The following is an 18,406-nucleotide window of genomic DNA, read 5'->3' as shown; positions in this document are numbered from 1 at the left end:
GACTCGAACGCGGGCGCTGGGATGGACCTACTATTCGTTTGAAACGGGCACCACGTCTCTATTCGCAGAAAGACATGACGCAGGGCTACCCTTCCCGGGGGTCGTAAACTACACCGGCGTCCTGGCGCTGGACCGCCCAGCTGAACCACATTTCGAAGTAGAAGGGGATTTTGGTGCCGTCCGGACCGGTGATGTCCAGGTTGTCCTTGACCTTGCTTAGCGTGACGGGTTTCCCTGCGACCTCGGTGCTGTAGTTCCGGCCGTTTTCCAGTGCCAGCCAGGGCGCGGCGGCCGGGGTGCCGTTCACGGTGAAGGCGACGAATATGTCCTTCGCGAAATACCGCGGATCGTTGTGGCTGGGCCGGAAGTAGAAACCCTCGCTTTGCTCGTAGCCCGCGTACGGGTTGCGCGAGTAGTCGCGCTGGTACCCGGTGTCTTCGCTCAGGATCCGCGCGGACGGATGCTGGGCCTTGATCTCGCCGACGGTCAGCAGCTGGAACTGGTGCAGGGCCAGCTGGTGGCCGAAGTGCTTGCCGGCGAGGGCCTTGCCCGTGCTTTGCTGCCAGAGCGTCTCGCTGCTGCGGTCGAACATGACCAGATTGCTCTCCAACAGGCCGCCGCTGACGCCGAACGTGGTGGCCTTCCCGCCGGGGAGGACGCGGTCGAACACGATGGCGCTGCCGCACAGCGGGCAGAACGTCACGGCCACGGGCTCGCCGTCGATCGTGTCGTTGACGATCTCATGCCACACCAGAATGTTGTAGGGGTACGCCCTGACCTCGGAGCCGCCTTCCAGCAGCAGCGCCTGGACGTTGTCCGGCCCGGTGAATGCGGCGATGGGCACGAAAGCGGGGTTCTCGAGTGCCGGTATTCCGTCCTTGGCCGGGCCGCCGCTCAGGACGTCGGCAATGGCCGGGTCGGCCCGGGTGAAGTCGGTATCGGGGAAGGACTGGCGCAGGAACGCTGGAACGCCCGGGACCTCGGCAGCGGAGCCGCGCGGCTGTCCATGGACCGAGTCGATGATTCCCTGCTCCAGCACCACAGTGCCCAGGAGGCCGCGCTCGATCAGCCAGGACTCGACGGTGCGTACCTGCCCGGAGGCGATCAATAGACCCACCAGCACCAGGAAAATGCCGAGCCCGCGGCGGAACCTCCCGTCCGGATTGCTCGCCCAGCCCAGGCGCCGGGTCGCCTTGCGGCCGCCGAGGGCCACGAGCAGCAGGATGAAAGCGAGCCCCAGCGTGTAGGCGGCGATGTTGCCGATCCCCTCGGTGAAGTTGGCCGGCAGGATGACGGCGAGGATCAGCCCGTACGTGGGGCTGCAGCTGGTGAACGCGGGCCCCAGCGAGAAGCCGAGCAGGACGCTGCGGGAGGCGCCGCTGCGTCTGGTGGAACCTGCCGACAGCCGGCCGGCGGCTTCCTGCAGCCGGAGCCGTTCCGAGATCCATTCCCAGAGCCGCGGGAACGCGAGCGTGGCGCCGATGAAGGCCACGAGGGCCCCGGAAATGATCAGCCAAACATGGCTCGGGACGCCCAGCAGCAGGGTGGTTGCCTTGATCAGCAGGGTGAACAGGACCACCGAGACCGCCAGGCTGGCGATGATGATGTACGGCGCCCGCCGGTTCTGTTCGGCGGCCGAGCCGGCGAGCACCACGGGGAGCAGGGGCAGCACGCACGGGGAGATGACGGTGAGGATACCGGCAAGGAAGGCGAGCGGCAGGAGCTCCATGGGATGGGGGCCTGCGCCTAGCGGATTTCCCTGACGAGGTCATCGAGGTTGCGGCTCAGGCTCCACTTGGCCAGCTGTGTACCGTCGGGCCGCACCTGTACCAGGGTGTGCTGCAGGGTTACACCGTATTTCTGTTTGAGCGCCGTTTCGGAATCGAAGTCCACCCGCAGGATCCTGACATTGGCAGGGATCCTGGCGGCATTGGCCTCGATATCGCTGGCGAGCAGTTTGCAGGTGGAGCACCACGTGGCGTGGAAGAACAGGACCACGTTCTCCGTCTCCGACGCCGAGGACACTGCTTCGGGGGTGTAAGCGCTGTAGCTGCCTTCCTGCGGGGTGCCTTCCTGCGGGGTGCCGCCCACCGGGCTGGCGGAAGCACTGGCCTGCGGTGCGGCGGGTCCGGACCCGGCACCGGTGCCGGGCGCGATACTGGAGGGTGCGGCGCAGGACGCGGCACCCAACGCGACGAGGAATCCCGTCATCACCACGGCCATGGGGGACTTCATCACAGGTCGCACCTTCGTCGGCAACGGTGGAGGTTCCACCCGTTTCCTAAACTCAGCATAGCAAGGCATGCAGCCCGGCTTCTGTGTTCCCGCATACACAACTCCCGCAGATTGTGCCGAACATTACCGCCCGAGGCAAACGCCCGACGCCGGCCAGCCCCTACCGCTCCACTTCCCTCGAGAAAAGGGTGTTGCCTGCCCGAACGTTCCTGGACGGTAAGGTTTGGTCTCTGGCGTGGAGGCCGTGCGGAGTGCATAATCGTCACGTGCTGGCCGTGACCCTCGTCAGCATGCGATGCAGGCACGCGAGGGCGATGTGGGCAGACGGGTGAGTGGATTGTCAACGAGCCAGGCACTGGACGATGTGGTCAAGGTCGCGCGGGAGCACGCCGAGAGGGTGGACACCGACGGGGTATACCCTCTCGAGGCGGTCGCGGAGTTGCGGGCCGGCGGCCTCCTGGGGCTGGTGCTGCCCGTCGAGGCCGGCGGTGCCGGTGCCGGGCCGGAGGTATTCACCGAGACGGTCAGTGCACTGGCGGAGGCGTGCGGTTCAACGGCGATGATCTATCTGATGCATGCCGCCGCCGCAGTAACGATTGCTGCCGCGCCGCCCCCGGATCTGCCGGACCTGCTTGCAGGGATGGCGCGCGGGACAACGCTGGGCACACTGGCCTTCAGTGAGCGGGGATCCCGGTCGCATTTCTGGGCGCCCGTCTCGATCGCGACTGCCAGCGGGACTTCTGTCCGGTTGCGCGCGGATAAGAGTTGGGTGACGTCGGCCGCTCACGCCGATGTCTATGTGGTCTCGACCGGTGCGCCCTCGGGGGTGCCCGGTGAGGTGGACCTGTATGCGGTTCCCGCCGGTACGCCGGGATTGACCGTTGCCGGTCCCTGGCGGGGGCTCGGATTGCGCGGCAACGACTCCGCACCGATGACCGTCGACGCTGACATTCCGGTCGGGTGCCGGCTGGGTGGGCCGGCGGCGGGCTTCGCACTGATGATGGAGACGGTGTTGCCGTGGTTCAACCTCGGCAACGCGGCGGTCTCGCTGGGTCTGGCATCTGCCGCTACCCGGGCCGCTGTCGAACACGTTGGAGCGGCCCGGCTCGAACACCTGGGCCAGTCACTGGCTGGGTTGCCTACGATCCGGGCCCAGCTCGCCCGGATGGGCATCAGCCTGGCAGCGCAGGGTGCTTACCTGGCCCATGCCGCGGGCAGCGTCGCCGCTCCCGGGGAAGACACGATGCTTCATGTGCTCGGGGTAAAGGCCTCAGCCAATGACGCGGCACTTGAGATCACGGATGCGGCCATGCGGGTCTGCGGTGGCGCGGCCTTCTCCAAGCACCTGCCCATCGAGCGGGCCTTCCGTGATGCGCGGGCGGGCTCGGTAATGGCGCCGACCGCGGATGCGCTCTACGACTTCTACGGCCGGGCCATCACCGGCCTGCCGCTGTTCTGAGGAGGCCGGATCATGTCCGAGCAGCTGCTGGTCGGGGCCGTGGCCTACACTCCAAATGTGGTGCCCATCTGGGAAGGCATCCGCGAATACTTCGCGCAGTCGCCGGCGCCGATGGACTTTGTCCTGTTCTCCAACTATGGACGCCAGGTCGAGGCTCTTCGGGCCGGACAGGTCGACATCGTCTGGAACACCAACCTGGCCTACGTGCGCACGGTCATGCAGACCGGGGGCCGGGCCCGGGCACTGGCGATGCGCGACACCGACACAAGGTTCGCGACCGTGTTCGTCGCCCGCACCGGTAGCGGGCTCTCCGGCCCGGGCGCCCTCGCCGGACAGCGGCTGGCCCTGGGGTCCGCGGACTCAGCCCAGGCCGCCATCCTGCCGCTGTACTACCTGGCCCGGGCCGGCCTGGACCTCACCTTGCTGGAGGTGACACGGTTCGATAGTGACATCGGCAAGCACGGTGACACCGGGCGCAGCGAGCTGGACGCCATCGACGCGGTACTCGCCGGCGAGGCCGACGTCGCGGCCATCGGAATCACCACCTGGGAAGGCATCGGCGGCGGAGAGCTGATGCCGGAGGCACTGGAGCCAGTGTGGCAGACCGAACCGTACTGCCATTGCATGTTCACCGCACTGGACACGTTGCCCGCCGAACGCTACGAGCCGTGGGTCAGCACGCTGCTGGCCATGGACTGGGAACGGCCTGAGCACCGCAGGATCCTGGAGCTCGAGGGGTTGCGGCGCTGGGTCCGGCCCGAACTCGACGGCTACGCCGGGCTGTTCGCCGCCGTCGAGGAACAGGGGGTGTCCAAGTGGTGGTGATCCTGGACCTGGTACGCATGGTGGGAACCCTGGCCGAGGGTGCCACCGGGGCGGTGACTATTGGCTCCGCGACCGAGTTTGACCTGGTCCAACGCTGGTGTGAACGAACGGGCAACACCCTCATCACCAAGTCATGGACCGACGTCGGTCCCGGCGCCGTCGTCGTACGTCGCGGCCGCCTGCCCGACCCGGCAGTGACGCTGGGACCGGACCGCCTGCCCGGGGCCCGGCTCTGGCTGTACACGAACTTCCACTGCAACCTGGCCTGTGACTACTGCTGTGTCGCCTCTTCACCCAGGGCCGAGCGCCGGGAACTCGGCGTCGAACGGATTTCCCGCTTGGTCCGGGCGGGCGCCGACTGGGGCGTCCAGGAGGTATATCTCACCGGCGGCGAGCCGTTTCTGCTGCCCGACATTGCCCGGATTGTCACAGACTGTGTCCGGCTGCTGCCAACCACCCTGCTGACCAACGGCATGCTGTTCCGGGGGCCCGGGCTTCGTTCCTTGCAGGCGATGCCGCGCGAGGACTTCGCCCTGCAGATCAGCCTGGACTCCCCGACTCCCGAGATCCACGACGGGCACCGCGGTGCTGGCAGCTGGGCCCGGGCGGTGGCCGGGATCCAGGTTGCACTGGGCGAGGGTTTCCGTGTCCGGGTGGCTGCCACGATCGCCTCACCCCACGCGACCGATCTGGCCGCACTTCACGATTTTCTCGACGGGCTGGGCATTCCCCGGGCCGATCAGGTCATCCGCCCGGTCGCGCAGCAGGGAGCCGCCAGCACCGGAGTCCAGTTCACCCGCGAAACACTGGTCCCCGAAGTCACCGTCACCGCCGAAGGGGTGTACTGGCACCCCGTAGCCGCGACAGATGACCAGGCCCTGGTCAGCACGCAAATCGAACCCCTGGGACCGGCGCTCAGCGAGGTCTACCGGCTCTTCGCCGAACAATGGGCTGCAGCCGGCGCCGCCGCCAAACTTTTCCCCTGCGCGTAGCCGGGCTTACAGGGTCCGGACCGGCTCAGCGGATCGGGCCGATTCCGCGGTGGGGGCGTTGACCTCACAACGCAGCGGATGTACGCCAATCGTAAGGTTCAGTGGGTCCCCAACGGACACGACCGGGGGCTAACATGAAGCCATGACCCCCAACGACGTGGTGCATGCCGTACAAACATACGGCGGGCGTAAGGAATTGCCGGCCGGCCCTGTGCCCTGCGACAACGCGTTCATGAAGGACACCGGCAAGGTCTCCGACCGTGTCTGATCTGGCCGCGACCACGACGCCGGGCGGCAGGACCGCCGACGAAGAACTCGACTCCGGTCGGACCGCCCGAGCCGTCATCGCCGGCCTGCGAATTGTCGTGGCCTTGATGTGGATCCAGAACGTCGGCTGGAAGCTCCCTCCCAACTTTGGCCGCGACCAGGGCACAGGACTCTTCCAGTTCACCAGTTACGCTGTTGATCATCCGGTCGTCCCGCCGTTCTCCTGGCTGGTCCAGAACGTCGTATTACCGAACTTCACACTGTTCGGCTACGCCACCCTGCTGGTCGAGTTCAGCCTCGGCGCGTTCCTGCTCGCCGGCCTGCTCACCCGGTTCTGGGCCGCGATCGGCATCATCCAGACCCTGGCCATCACCATGTCGGTCCTGAACGCACCCCACGAGTGGCACTGGTCCTACTTCCTCATGCTCGCCGTGCACGCGGTGCTGATCGCGACGGCCGCCGGTAGGTCCGCGGGGCTCGACGGCCTGCTCCGTCCCCGCTGGCGGACCTCCTCGACCCGCCTGGCCAGGTTGGCGCTGAGGGCATCATGACAGGTCCCCGCGGCGCCCTTCGTACCGGGCTGGATCGGGGAACCCGGCGCCGGGCGCTCACGCTCAGTGCCGCCACAGGTGCATCCGCGATCTTCGGACTCATCGACTATACTCCGCTCAAGCTGGTGCCGGTCAGTCCGGCACAGGCCGTGATTCTTCTCGTTCTTGCCCTGATCGGCTTCGCCGGGACCATGCTCGGATTGCGCCCGATACTGTTCGGTGTCGGGGCAGTGATGATCGTCCTGGGCCTCCTCCGCCTTCTGACCTACGGACAGGAGTTCGGGCTGATCGCCGGCGACGTCGGAACGGCAGCGCTGCTGACCGGACTCGGCATGGCCTTGATCGGAATCATGCTCGTCGGTAACAAACCAACCCCTGAACGGCGAGCCAAGCCCATCGGGCCGGACTAATGGCTGCGGCAGGCGAGCCTATCCAGCCCCGAGGTGAGTCCCACGAGGCGGTGAACCGGCCAGGGACAAGGCCGCATCCGCGTGCCTGGACCCATGACGTGGAGCGGTGGACAACATGACCGGGCCCACTGTGGATGTTGTTCTGCCGTGTCTGAATGAATTGGGGGCGTTGCAATGGGTCCTGGCCCGGATGCCTCACGGGTACCGGGCCATCGTGGTGGACAATGGCTCCACCGACGGCTCGGCGGAACTTGCGGCGGAGCTTGGGGCGACGGTGATCCGGGAAAACCGGCGAGGATTCGGGGCGGCAGCCCATGCCGGCCTGCTCGCCGCTACGGCGGACTTCGTGGCGTTCTGTGACTGCGATGGCTCCCTGGATCCGGCCGGGCTGCCTGCCCTTCTGGCGCCTGTAATGGCCGGCACCGCCGATCTCGTGTTGGGAAGCCGCCAGCCGCAGCGCGGTTCATGGCCTTTTCATGCCCGTATGGCCAACCATGCCCTGGCCTGGTTGCTGCGCCGCCGCACCGGCGAAGCCGTCACCGACCTCGGACCCATGCGGGCCGCACGCCGCGCGGGTCTGCTGTCCCTTCAGCTTGAGGACCGCAGGAGCGGATACCCTCTCGAGATGTTTCTCAAAGCCAGCCTGCGGGGTTGGAGAATCACCGAACTTCCGGTGGTTTATGCCCCGCGCACGGGAAAGTCCAAGGTAACCGGAACAGTCCTGGGCACAGTGAGGGCTGTGCGCGATATGTCGGCACAGCTCCGGGCGGCAGCGGCCGCATCCGCCGCCGGGCCGGTCCGTAGCCTTCCCGGCAGCGAGGAACAGCCATGAGGCCAACGCCGGATCTGCAGGTGGCGGTCTTCGCCAAGGAGTGCCTGCCGGGCCGGGTTAAGACCAGGCTGACTCCGCCATTGACGCCAGATCAGGCCGCTGACCTGGCACAACTCAGCCTCAGCAGGACCCTAGACATCATCAGGCTCCTGCCGGTACGCGAACGGCTGTTGGTGATGGACGGGACACCACGCGCCCGGGATGCGGCAGGATTCGCCGTTGTGGCCCAGGCCGGCGGCCCGCTGGATGAACGGCTCGCCGCATTCTGCGACGACGCCACCGGCCCCTTGCTGATCGTCGGCATGGACACACCCCAGATTTCAGCGGCGCATCTGTCCATGCTGCTCATGGACTGGTCCGCGGCGACGCCACAGCACGATGCCTGGATGGGACCGGCCGCCGACGGCGGCTTCTGGGCGCTGGCCCTCCGCCGGCCCGATGGCGCGCTGGTCCGTGGCGTGCCGATGTCCACGGACACGACCGGAGCCGAACAGCTCACCCGGCTGGCGGCGGGCGGACTCTCAGTGGGGCTGTTGCCGGTTCTGAGGGACATGGACCACATGGACGACGCACGGCAGATCGCCGCGGAAATCCCGTGCACCGAATTTGCAGCCGCGGTGGCGGCCGCCACCGAACAATTGCAGACCAGAGGCCGCGGTGGCAAGCCTGAAGACTGGGTTGTGGTCTCAGAGACGGCCTAGGGAGGATCAAGGGTGGAACCCGATACGGCGGAGCCGGCGGCGGCGGACACCCGCTTCAGGCTGCAGGCGCTGCTGGCTGCGCAGTTGCGTTCCTGCTGTGGTGGATGAAGCTGCGGCGCTGGCCGCCGTCCTCGAACACCTGCGGCGCCTCCCCACGGGCCAGGGCCGAGCGGAACAGGCTGGCCACGCCCGCATAGGGGTGTTTTTGGGCATCCGGGGGCCATAGACGTTGTGGTACCGCAGGGCGGCGGCAGCCCAGGATCCGGACCTCCATCCACGGGCCAGGGCGGCATCGGCGATGTGGCCGCCGATGAAACCGGCCCCGCCGGTGACCAAGATCCTCACGGCGCGCTCCGGCCAGTGTCCGGCTGTCGCGGGTGGAATCCTTACATTTCACTCCGGTGGACTGCACGCGAAGGCTGCACGTCCGGCGCGTCCGCGACCTGGATCCGGACGGCGCAGACATCGGCGGCGGCCTTCCTGAGTACCGAGCCGTTGGGATCAGGCACATCCAGGAAGTCCAGCCGCGGAACCGCCGCATAGAGCTTCATGGCAGGTTGGTCCATGACCAGCCCCGCAAGGGTCCGGTCCCCGCCAGGCGCCAGGTACTCGATCGGCTGGCCGCCGAAGACTGCTGCTGCGTGCGCTGCCACTTTCTCCACCAGCTCATCGGCCTGGTTGGCCCGGCGGCGGGCAAACCGCTGCTGGGACTGGCCGCCCGCCGCCGTCCGGGACTGCACATAGCGGGACCCCGCCTTGGACGCGAGCAGGTTGCCTTCCCTGGCTACAGCCACCGCATAGCCGCCGCGCCGGACAAGCACCAGGCCGGCCGTCCGGGGCTGGGACGCCACTGAGGCCAGGCGTTCCAAGGGATCGGCGCCCCGTCCCGGCCTTCCGTCCGGTGGCCAGGGCGCCTGGAGCAGCGCAGTGGTGCCGTCGGCTGCCAGCAGCCGCACGCCGTCGTCGTCATCGCTGATCCGGAAGCCGCCGTGCGCGGCACCGAAGCGTTCCGCCCATCCGGCCAGGCGTTCGCCGGACACAAACGCGGTCCTGACGGACCGCGGCCGGCCGGTGCCGGGCGTACTGCGTGCGCTCATGGAGGATCCCTTGCATGGAGGGCGGAAGTGGGGCGGTGAACTAATGAGTAGCCTATCTATGTGGATGATCTCTTCGCCCAAGGGCATGGCAATGACGACGACAGCGACGAACCGTCGTCGTCCGGCCGTACCGTAGCCGGCCGTGCCGCCCTGCCCCGCAGTCCCTTGGCCGTCCGGATGCGGCCACGCACGCTGGATGACGTGGTGGGCCAGCAGCACCTGCTGGGCCAGGGGTCGCCGTTGCGTCAGCTGGCGGCCGGCACTGACGCCCTAGGTCCCGCAGGCCCCAGTTCGCTGATCCTGTGGGGGCCGCCCGGGACCGGAAAAACCACGCTCGCGCACGTGATCGCCAAGGGCAAGGGGCGGAAGTTCGTGGAGCTGTCCGCCATCACGGCAGGCGTCAAGGACGTTCGGCGGGTCATGGACGAAGCCCTCACGGCGCGGGATCTGTACAAAACCACCACGGTGCTTTTCCTTGACGAGATCCACCGCTTCAACAAGGCGCAGCAGGATGCCCTGCTGCCCGGCGTCGAGAACCGGTGGGTGGTGCTCGTGGCGGCAACCACCGAAAACCCGTCCTTTTCGGTGGTCTCACCGCTGCTGTCCCGCTCACTCCTGCTCACCCTGAAACCGCTCACGGAGGCGGACATCGAAGGGCTCCTGCAGCGCGCTGTGGCGGACGAGCGCGGCCTGAACGGGAAGGTGGAGCTCAGCGCCGAGGCATTGGCGCACCTCGTCCGGCTCGCCGGCGGCGACGCCCGGCGGGCCCTGACGGCCCTCGAAGCCGCGGCAGGCGTGGCATTCGGCGATGCGGACGACGCCGATGCCGACTCGCTGGTCACCGTGGAGCTCAAGCACACCGAACGTGCCCTGGACGTTGCCGCCGTACGCTACGACCGCGCCGGGGACCAGCATTACGACGTCGCCAGCGCCTTCATCAAATCAGTCCGTGGGTCCGACGTGGACGCTGCACTGCACTACCTCGCCAGGATGCTGGAGGCGGGGGAGGACCCGAGGTTCATTGCCCGGCGCATCGTGATTTCCGCAGCGGAAGACGTGGGGATGGCGGACCCCACAGCGCTGCAGACAGCTGTTGCCGCGGCCCAGGCAGTGCAGCTGATCGGCATGCCCGAAGGGCGGATCGTCCTGGCCGAGGCCGTGGTGCACCTGGCCACCGCGCCGAAATCCAATGCCGCCTACATGGGAATCAACAAAGCTGTCGCGGATGTGCGTGCCGGCCTGGGCAACGGGATCCCGGCGCACCTGCGCGACGCGCACTACCCGGGGTCCAAGCAGCTGGGCCACGGGCTCGGCTACAAGTACGCCCACGATGCCCCCCATTCCGTGGCCAGCCAGCAGTACCCGCCGGATGACCTGGTGGGCAGGGACTACTACGAGCCCACCGTCAATGGCGCGGAACGGGACATCGCCGTGCGCCTCGAACGCCTCCGCAAGATCATCCGCGGCAATTGAGGCGAGTGTGGGAATGCAGGCGAATCCTGCTAAGATTGTTCGTTGTCTGGCAAGGCGCGGACGCAATCTCCCCATCCTTCAGTATTTTTTTGCTGTTTCGTTGGGGTAGCCCTGTGCCCAGTAGCAAAAGGCAGCGGTTGGCCGATGCTCTCCATCGTGGAGGCCAGTAACACTGACACACCGCAGATATTGGAAGGACACAAGTGGCTAACAACACTCGTGCTCGCCGTACAGCACGCCTCTCGCGTGCACTCGGCATTGCTCTGACCCCCAAGGCCGCCAAGTACATGGAGCGCCGCCCGTACGGCCCCGGTGAGCATGGCCGTGCCCGCAAGAAGCAAGACTCCGACTACGCCGTACGTCTGCGCGAAAAGCAGCGTCTGCGCGCCCAGTACGGCATCCGCGAAGCCCAGATGACCCGCGCCTTCGAAGAAGCCCGCCGCACCAAGGGCCTGACCGGCGAAAACCTGATCGAACTGCTCGAAATGCGTCTCGACGCCCTCGTGCTGCGTGCCGGCTTCGCCCGCACCATCGCCCAGGCCCGCCAGCTCGTTGTGCACCGCCACATCATGGTTGACGGCATCCGCGTTGACCGCCCGTCCTTCCGCGTAGGCGAAGGCCAGCTCGTTCACGTCCACACCCGCAGCGAAACCATGGTTCCGCTCCAGGTTGCAGCAGCCGGCGCACACCGCGACGTGCTGCCCCAGGTTCCGGCCTACCTGGACGTCAAGCTTGACGCCCTGCAGGCCCGCCTGGTCCGTCGCCCGAAGCGCTCCGAGGTTCCCGTAACCTGCGAAGAGCAGCTCGTCGTCGAATTCTACGCACGCTAAATCCCAGCAGCGTATCCAAAGAAGCCCGTGGCAAGCGCCACGGGCTTCTTTGTATGTAAGGTACTTGGGGGACATCTGCGGAACGCATCAAGGCAGCGTGCGCGGAGGTAAAAGATCCACGTCAGTTTCAAGGAGATGAACGTCTATGTCTGGTGGCGATATTGCCGGCCTGATCGCAGCCGGGGTGTTCGCGCTGCTGGTGCTGCTGCTCGCCGTGCCCATCCTGAAGCTCGGCAGCGTGCTGGAGGAAGTTCGGACCTCCATCCGTTCCCTTAGCGACGGCGCCACGCCCCTGATGGACGAAGTCACCGCGACCGTCTCCACCACCAACCAGCAGTTGAAGAAAGTGGACGGCATCGCCTCCAACGTTTCCGATGCGTCGGCAAACCTTTCCGCACTGTCCTCACTCGTGGCAGCGACAGTCGGTTCACCGCTGATCAAGGTGGCAGCCTTCAGCTACGGCGTGCGCTCAGCCCTCGCCAACCGCAAGAAGCCCGCACCGGGCCGCCGCAGCCGCTAAGCCACCGGAGAACTGAAATGAAACGATTTGTCTGGATGGGAATCGGCGTGGCCATCGGTGTCATCGCATTCCGCAAGGTCACCGAAGCCCAGGCCAATCTGGGGCCGGAAGGCCTGAACCGCGCGGTGGGCCGGCTGGCCGACGGCGTATACGACTTCGCCGATGCCGTGCGTGCCGGAATGAGTGAGCGCGAGACGGACCTTCGGGCCGCCCTCGGGATCGACTCCCAGGACGTAGCCCGCCGCTGAACGCGGGAAAAACGCGCGAGAATTAAACCAGCAGCCGCCGCTTGCCGGCACTGCCGTCTGAATCAATAAGTCATGCGTGGCACAACGCGTGAACCGAGAAGGGTATGTAATCAGCTCATGAAGTCGCAGGAGATCACAAAGCGCTGGGTGGACTTTTTTGTCAGCAAAGGACACACCGCGGTTCCCTCCGCCTCGCTGGTCTCCAGCGACCCCTCCCTCCTGTTCACCGTGGCCGGCATGGTCCCGTTCATCCCTTACCTGACTGCCCGCGAAGAAGCCCCTTTCGACCGGGCCACCAGCGTTCAGAAGTGCATCCGCACCGGTGACATCGAGGAAGTGGGCAAGACCGCCCGCCACGGCACCTTCTTCCAGATGTGCGGCAACTTCTCCTTCGGTGATTACTTCAAGGAAGACGCCATCAAGTACGCCTGGGAGCTGCTCACCACCAGCGTGGACGACGGCGGCTACGGCCTTCCGCCGGAACTGCTGTGGGTGACGGTTTACGAAGAGGACGATGAAGCCAAGGAGCTGTGGCTCAAGAACACCGGCGTTCCCGCCGAGCGTATCCAGCGGATGGGCAAGGCCGACAACTACTGGCACACCGGACAGCCGGGCCCCGCAGGCCCCTGCTCGGAGATCTACTACGACCGCGGCCCCGCCTACGGCGTAGAGGGCGGTCCCATCGCCGACGAAAACCGGTACGTTGAAATCTGGAACCTGGTGTTTATGCAGTACCAGATCGACAACGTCCGCTCCAAGGACGACTTCGACGTCGTCGGCGAGCTGCCCAAAAAGAACATCGATACCGGCCTCGGTATGGAGCGCCTCGCGATGATCCTGCAGGGCGTCGAGAACATGTACGAGACCGACCAGGTCCGGCCCGTGATCGACAAGGCTGCTGAGCTGTCGGGCCGGGAGTACACCTCGGCCGAAACACCTGAGGATCCGCACCACACGGACGATGTCCGCATGCGCGTTGTGGGTGACCACATCCGTTCGGCCCTGATGCTGATCGCCGACGGAGTGACGCCGTCGAACGAGGGCCGCGGCTACGTCCTGCGCCGCCTGATCCGCCGCGCCGTGCGTTCCATGCGCCTGCTCGGCGTCGAAAAGGCGTGCCTGCCGGACCTGCTCCCAGCCTCACGCGATGCCATGAAGGGCGTCTACCCCATCGTGGCGACGGACTTTGACCGCATCAGCCGGATCGCCTACGCCGAAGAGCGGGCCTTCCTGCGCACCATCGCCTCAGGCACCGCCCGCCTCGAAGACGCCGTCACGGATTCCAAGGCCGCCGGCACGCCGCTGTCCGGTGCGGATGCCTTCGCCCTGCACGACACATACGGCTTCCCCATCGACCTCACCCTGGAGATGGCGGAGGAAGCCGGGCTCAAGGTCGATGAGCCGGAATTCCGCCGCCTGATGCTCGAACAGCGCCAGCGGGCCCAGGCAGACGCCAAGGGCAAGAAGGGCGGCCACGCCGATCTCAGCGCCTTCCAGGAACTGCTGGCCCAGGGCGAGACTGTCTTCACCGGATACACCGACCTGGATGGTGAGTCCCGGGTCCGCGGCATCCTCAGCCGCGGACAGCACGTGGGGCACGCTGCCACCGGCGATGAGATTGAACTCGTCCTGGCGGAGACCCCGTTCTACGCTGAAGCAGGCGGCCAGTCGGCTGACACCGGCCTCATCACCGGTGACGGATTTGTCGTCGAAGTCCTGGACGTCCAACGCCCCATCAAGGGACTCAGCGTCCACAAGGCAATCGTCCGCGAAGGCGAGATCGGCTCCGACTCATTGGTCCGCGCAGCCGTGGACCGCGAGCGGCGCCATGCCGCCGAGCAGGCCCACACCGGCACCCACATCGTGCACGCCGCCCTGCACCAGATCCTCGGCCCGGAAGCCACCCAGCGCGGTTCCTACAACAAGGCCGGCTACCTGCGTTTCGACTTTGCCTGGGGCGAAGGCCTGAGCACGGCCACGCGTTCCGAAATCGAGGAAGTCTCCAACCTCGCCATCCGCAACAATTTCCGGGTGGACACCAAGGTTATGGGCCTGGCAGAGGCCAAGGCGCTGGGCGCCATGGCGCTCTTCGGCGAAAACTACGGCAGCGAAGTCCGTGTTGTAGAGATCGACGGCGCGTGGTCCCGTGAACTCTGCGGCGGCACACACGTGGCAAACACGTCCCTGATCGGCAGCCTGTCCCTGCTCGGCGAACAGTCAGTCGGTTCAGGCAACCGCCGTGTTGAGGCCTTTGTAGGCATGGATGCCTTCCGCCATCTGGCCGCCGAACGCGCCCTGGTGACCGAACTGACCGAGATGCTCAAAGTGCCTTCCGGTCAGCTCGCCGACAGAATCGCCAGCACGCTGAACAAGCTCAAGGCCACGGAGAAGGAACTCGACCGCCTGCGCAAGGAACAGATCGCCGCAGCGGCAGGAAACCTCGTGAGCACCGCCCGGGATGCAGCCGGCATCCAGGTCATCGCGCACGATGCCGGCCAGATCGGCGGCGCAGACGACATCCGCAACCTTGCCCTGGACCTGCGCAACCGCCTCGGCTCGGGAGCATCCACCGTGGCAGTGGCCGGTGTCAGCAATGACCGGCCCATGATTCTCGTGGCCACCAACGAGGCAGCCCGGGAAGCCGGCGTGAAGGCCGGGGCCCTGGTCCGGCTGGCGGCCGGAATCCTCGGCGGCGGCGGCGGCGGCAAGGACGACGTCGCCCAAGGTGGCGGCACGGACGCTGCCAAGGTCGCACCGGCGCTGGCCGCCGTTGTGGACGCCATCTCCCGGCGCTAGGGAACCCGTGACAGAATCCGCTGGCGCCGCCGCCTACCCCCAGGGCATCAAACTGGGGGTAGACGTCGGCACCGTCCGCGTGGGCGTGGCCATCTGCGACCGGGACGAAATCCTGGCCACTCCGTACAAGACCCTGGACCGCAACGCCAAGAAGAATTCCGACGTACGCGTCATCGCGTCGCTCGCTGCGGAACGTGGCGCCGTCCAGGTTTTTGTGGGGCTGCCACGCACCATGAAGGGCGAAGAGCACGCCTCCGCCAGGATGGCTACCGACTACGCCGAACTGCTGGCTGCGGAGTTCGGTGCCCGGGAAATGGATGTTCCGGTCAACCTGGTTGATGAGCGCCTGAGCAGTGTTACAGCGCACCGCAACTTGCACGAAGCTGGCATGAGCAGCCGGAACCACCGTAAAGTGGTGGATCAGGTCGCGGCGGCAGGCATCCTCCAGCACGCCATCGACATGCAAAAAGCCAGGGGAACGGACGTTGGCAGCCGCGTGACCGCGCCGCCCCGTACGCGGCCATCCGGAGCAGGTTCGGCAGTTCAGCCCGAGCATGCAGCCCCGGAAGGCACAGCCCGATCTCAGAACACGGAAGGCTACAGTGAGCCCGTCCAATAACGACGACGCCTCAGGCGCCATGAGCAACGATGGTGCCAGGCCGCTGACCCGAAAAGAGCTCCGCGCCCTGGAGAAGCACACGGGGAGCAGCGACGTGGTTCCCGAGCAGGCCTACGAAACGGGGCAGGATGCGCTTGCACCTGCTAGGGCACCTGAACCCCACGCTGCACCTGCTACGGCACCTGCCCCGAATCCCGCGCCTGCCCCCGATCCTGCGCCTGCACCCGAGCCGGTCCAGACGCACGATCCGCTTCAGACGCCCGATCCGGAGCCGGTTATTCCGACAGCCCCGGACGCCCCGCCTTCCATCCAGGACGATGGTCCTGCCGCAGACCACCATCCGGATGACGCCCAGGTCCAGGAATTCCACCCCGAAGACCAGCACGCTCATGAAGCGTACGACGCCGGGCACCACTACCCTGACGAAGCGCTCCATGAGGCCGGGTACCACTATCCGGACGAAGAACAGCACGATGCAGGCCACCATAATGATCACCATGCCGATGATCACCACCACAATGACCACTACGTTGATGATCACCACCTTGATGACCACCACCCCGACGCCGGCCTGTTCGCCGGCGCGGCCGCGGCTTCCGTAGTGGCAAAGCCCTCCAAGAAGGTCCGACGCCGGCGCCGCCTCCTGGCCCTGTTCCTGACGCTTGTGGTCTTCGTGGCAGCGATCGCCGTGGGTGCGCAGTTCATCAAACCCCTGCTTGGAAACGACAAAGCGGCCGACTACCCCGGTCCCGGCACAGGCGAGGTCATGGTTTCGGTCCAGCCTGGTGAAGGCACCCGCTCCGTGGCCACCAAACTGGAGAGCGGGAAAGTAGTGGCCAACGCTGACACTTTCCTGCAGGCATTTGCTTCGTCCGGCGGAACACTGTCGCCAGGGGACTACAGCTTCAAGATGGAGATGAAAAACGCCGACGCCGTCAGCGTCCTGCTCGGCACCGACCAGAGCAAGGTCATCTACTTCGCATTGAGCGCGGGTCTCAGGATCGGCGAGTCCCTGCAGGCGATTTCCACCGGATCCGGGGTTTCGGTGCAACAGCTCAAAGAGCTAAGTAACTCCCCGCAACAGTTTGGCCTGCCGGCCAACGCCACCAACCTTGAGGGCTTCCTGCACCCCGGCGAGTACCGGTTCCCGCTCGGTACACCGGCCAAAGAGATCCTCCAGGCCCTGGTGAAGACCACCACCGACGAACTTGTGGCACAGGGCATCACCGATCCGGCGAAGCAATATGAGGCCGTGATCGTGGCGAGCATTGTGCAGGCTGAAGGCGGCCAGGCTGAATACGGCGACGTTGCCGGAGCCATCTACAACCGGCTCAAGCCGAATGACCAGACTTCCGGTTTCCTGCAGGTGGATTCGGCCGTGACATACGGACTGGGAACCAAGAGCTTCAACTTCACCGATGAAGAGCGCCAGGACAAGTCCAACCCGTACAACACGTACGCCAACCCGGGCCTGCCTCCGGGCCCCATCGGTTCCCCGGGCAAGACCGCCATCGATGCGGCGGCGAAGCCCAAAACGAACGATTACCTGTACTGGGTCACCATCAACCTGGACACGAAGGAAACGAAGTTCTCCAGGACGCTCGACGAGCACAACGTCTACGTCAACCAGTACAACACCTGGTGCCAGGCCAACGTGGGCCGCTGCGCATGAGTCTTCGGGCTGCCGTCCTGGGCCATCCGATCAGCCACTCCAAGTCCCCGGCCCTGCATCTGGCGGCCTACCGCAAGCTCGGGATGGACATCGCCTACACGGCACTGGACCTGACTGAGCAGGCGCTGCCGGCCTTTATGGAACAAGTGAGGACGCAGCAGGGCTGGCGTGGGCTCTCAGTCACCATGCCCCTGAAATCCGGGATGTTTGCCGAGGTGGACGAGGTCCGCGGTGTGGCACGGACACTCGGTGTGGTCAACACCGTCGCTTTCGAAGAAGGCCTTGGCGCCGTCAGGCGGATCGGCTACAACACCGACGTCGCCGGCATCGTCAACGCTGTCCTGAACGCGGGAGTGGCGGCGAGCCCGGACGCCGTGGTGCTGGGCGGGGGCGGCACGGCCGCGGCCGCTGTGGCAGCACTGAAGGATCTGGGCACAAAGCACGCCCAGATCTTCGTGCGGGATACCACCCGAGCCGACGAGGCGCGAGCCGCGGCGGCCGGCGTTGGACTGTCCATCGCCGTCCGGCCGCTGACCGAAGCCGCCGTTCCGACCGCAAGTGCCGACGTCGTAATTTCCACTCTCCCGCCGCGCGCGGCCGACGGCATGGCCGAGGAAATCGCCGCGTTGGGAACCGGAACACCCGGTGTGCTCCTGGATGTGGCCTATGATCCGTGGCCCAGCCGGATCGCCTCGGTGTGGCAGTCCGGCGGCGGCGCCGTGGTGCCCGGACTCGAAATGTTGATGTACCAGGCGGTGGAGCAGGTACGCCTGTTCACCGGCCGCGGTGACGACGTTAATGCATCTGTCATAGATGTGATGTGCGACTCAGTCGGCCTTCCCCGACGGGCGTTCTGACCGCCATACATGGCAGGATGGA

The 18,406-nt window shown here is 66.4% G+C and carries 20 protein-coding genes; 16 read left to right on the top strand and 4 right to left on the bottom strand.

The window, feature by feature from the left end; genetic code table 11:
• Positions 1-85: 85 nt before the first annotated feature.
• The gene (locus AC3IT0_RS12065) at positions 86-1,729 is read right to left on the bottom strand and encodes a DUF3179 domain-containing (seleno)protein (protein ID WP_489320037.1); all 1,644 of its coding nucleotides are present in this window, start codon (positions 1,727-1,729) and stop codon (positions 86-88) included.
• 17 nt (positions 1,730-1,746) lie between these two features.
• Entirely contained in the window at positions 1,747-2,235 is a 489-nt protein-coding gene (locus AC3IT0_RS12060; protein WP_489323782.1) for a thioredoxin domain-containing protein, read from the bottom strand.
• 328 nt (positions 2,236-2,563) lie between these two features.
• Between AC3IT0_RS12060 and fadE16 the strand changes: the two genes are divergently transcribed.
• From fadE16 to AC3IT0_RS12020, 8 genes are all read left to right on the top strand, one after another.
• Entirely contained in the window at positions 2,564-3,694 is a 1,131-nt protein-coding gene (gene fadE16, locus AC3IT0_RS12055; RefSeq protein WP_489320036.1) for an Rv1679 family acyl-CoA dehydrogenase, read from the top strand.
• A gap of 12 nt (positions 3,695-3,706) precedes the next feature.
• Positions 3,707-4,519 (top strand): Rv1680 family SBP-like protein, encoded by an 813-nt coding sequence (locus AC3IT0_RS12050; RefSeq protein WP_489320035.1) that lies wholly within the window; start codon positions 3,707-3,709, stop codon positions 4,517-4,519.
• Positions 4,510-5,511: an Rv1681 family radical SAM protein gene (locus tag AC3IT0_RS12045; RefSeq protein WP_489320034.1), complete on the top strand. Its 1,002-nt coding sequence runs from the start codon at positions 4,510-4,512 to the stop codon at positions 5,509-5,511. The genes AC3IT0_RS12050 and AC3IT0_RS12045 overlap by 10 nt, the downstream gene beginning before the upstream one ends.
• A 142-nt stretch (positions 5,512-5,653) precedes the next feature.
• A complete protein-coding gene (locus AC3IT0_RS12040) occupies positions 5,654-5,779 on the top strand; it encodes a hypothetical protein (protein WP_489320033.1) in 126 nt (41 codons plus the stop codon).
• Positions 5,772-6,329 (top strand): TQO small subunit DoxD, encoded by a 558-nt coding sequence (locus AC3IT0_RS12035; protein ID WP_489320032.1) that lies wholly within the window; start codon positions 5,772-5,774, stop codon positions 6,327-6,329. The genes AC3IT0_RS12040 and AC3IT0_RS12035 overlap by 8 nt, the downstream gene beginning before the upstream one ends.
• Positions 6,326-6,739 (top strand): Rv1678 family membrane protein, encoded by a 414-nt coding sequence (locus AC3IT0_RS12030; protein WP_489320031.1) that lies wholly within the window; start codon positions 6,326-6,328, stop codon positions 6,737-6,739. Before AC3IT0_RS12035 ends, AC3IT0_RS12030 begins: the two co-directional genes overlap by 4 nt.
• 115 nt (positions 6,740-6,854) lie before the next feature.
• Positions 6,855-7,571, top strand: a complete 717-nt coding sequence (locus AC3IT0_RS12025; RefSeq protein ID WP_489320030.1) for a glycosyltransferase family 2 protein — start codon at positions 6,855-6,857, stop codon at positions 7,569-7,571.
• Positions 7,568-8,272: a TIGR04282 family arsenosugar biosynthesis glycosyltransferase gene (locus AC3IT0_RS12020; RefSeq protein WP_489320029.1), complete on the top strand. Its 705-nt coding sequence runs from the start codon at positions 7,568-7,570 to the stop codon at positions 8,270-8,272. The genes AC3IT0_RS12025 and AC3IT0_RS12020 overlap by 4 nt, the downstream gene beginning before the upstream one ends.
• 55 nt (positions 8,273-8,327) lie before the next feature.
• Here the strand turns inward: AC3IT0_RS12020 and AC3IT0_RS12015 are convergent, their stop codons facing one another.
• A complete protein-coding gene (locus AC3IT0_RS12015; RefSeq protein WP_489320028.1) occupies positions 8,328-8,459 on the bottom strand; it encodes a hypothetical protein in 132 nt (43 codons plus the stop codon).
• A 199-nt stretch (positions 8,460-8,658) separates the two neighbouring features.
• On the bottom strand, positions 8,659-9,369 hold the full coding sequence (locus AC3IT0_RS12010; protein ID WP_489320027.1) for an acVLRF1 family peptidyl-tRNA hydrolase: 711 nt from the start codon (positions 9,367-9,369) through the stop codon (positions 8,659-8,661).
• A gap of 60 nt (positions 9,370-9,429) precedes the next feature.
• On the opposite strand from AC3IT0_RS12010, the gene AC3IT0_RS12005 reads away from it, so the two are divergent.
• The 8 genes from AC3IT0_RS12005 (at position 9,430) to AC3IT0_RS11970 (ending at position 18,384) form a co-directional block, all read left to right on the top strand.
• A complete protein-coding gene (locus AC3IT0_RS12005) occupies positions 9,430-10,842 on the top strand; it encodes a replication-associated recombination protein A (protein WP_489320026.1) in 1,413 nt (470 codons plus the stop codon).
• A 203-nt stretch (positions 10,843-11,045) separates the two neighbouring features.
• On the top strand, positions 11,046-11,672 hold the full coding sequence (rpsD, locus tag AC3IT0_RS12000; protein WP_056340296.1) for a 30S ribosomal protein S4: 627 nt from the start codon (positions 11,046-11,048) through the stop codon (positions 11,670-11,672).
• Positions 11,673-11,817: 145 nt separating this feature from the next.
• A complete protein-coding gene (locus tag AC3IT0_RS11995) occupies positions 11,818-12,192 on the top strand; it encodes a DUF948 domain-containing protein (protein ID WP_489320025.1) in 375 nt (124 codons plus the stop codon).
• Between the two features lie 17 nt (positions 12,193-12,209).
• Complete coding sequence (locus AC3IT0_RS11990) at positions 12,210-12,440, top strand: DUF6167 family protein (RefSeq protein ID WP_489320024.1); 231 nt, start codon at positions 12,210-12,212, stop codon at positions 12,438-12,440.
• Positions 12,441-12,557: 117 nt separating this feature from the next.
• A complete protein-coding gene (alaS, locus tag AC3IT0_RS11985) occupies positions 12,558-15,236 on the top strand; it encodes an alanine--tRNA ligase (RefSeq protein WP_489320023.1) in 2,679 nt (892 codons plus the stop codon).
• A 7-nt stretch (positions 15,237-15,243) separates the two neighbouring features.
• Positions 15,244-15,855: a Holliday junction resolvase RuvX gene (ruvX, locus tag AC3IT0_RS11980; protein ID WP_489320022.1), complete on the top strand. Its 612-nt coding sequence runs from the start codon at positions 15,244-15,246 to the stop codon at positions 15,853-15,855.
• Positions 15,839-17,527: an endolytic transglycosylase MltG gene (gene mltG, locus AC3IT0_RS11975; protein ID WP_489320021.1), complete on the top strand. Its 1,689-nt coding sequence runs from the start codon at positions 15,839-15,841 to the stop codon at positions 17,525-17,527. Before ruvX ends, mltG begins: the two co-directional genes overlap by 17 nt.
• Positions 17,524-18,384, top strand: coding sequence for a shikimate dehydrogenase (locus AC3IT0_RS11970; protein WP_489320020.1), 861 nt, complete (start codon positions 17,524-17,526; stop codon positions 18,382-18,384). The genes mltG and AC3IT0_RS11970 overlap by 4 nt, the downstream gene beginning before the upstream one ends.
• The last annotated feature ends 22 nt before the right edge of the window (positions 18,385-18,406 follow it).

Source organism: Pseudarthrobacter sp. KH_020_B, from assembly GCF_057840185.1.
This window is presented reverse-complemented; position numbering and strand designations above follow the sequence as displayed.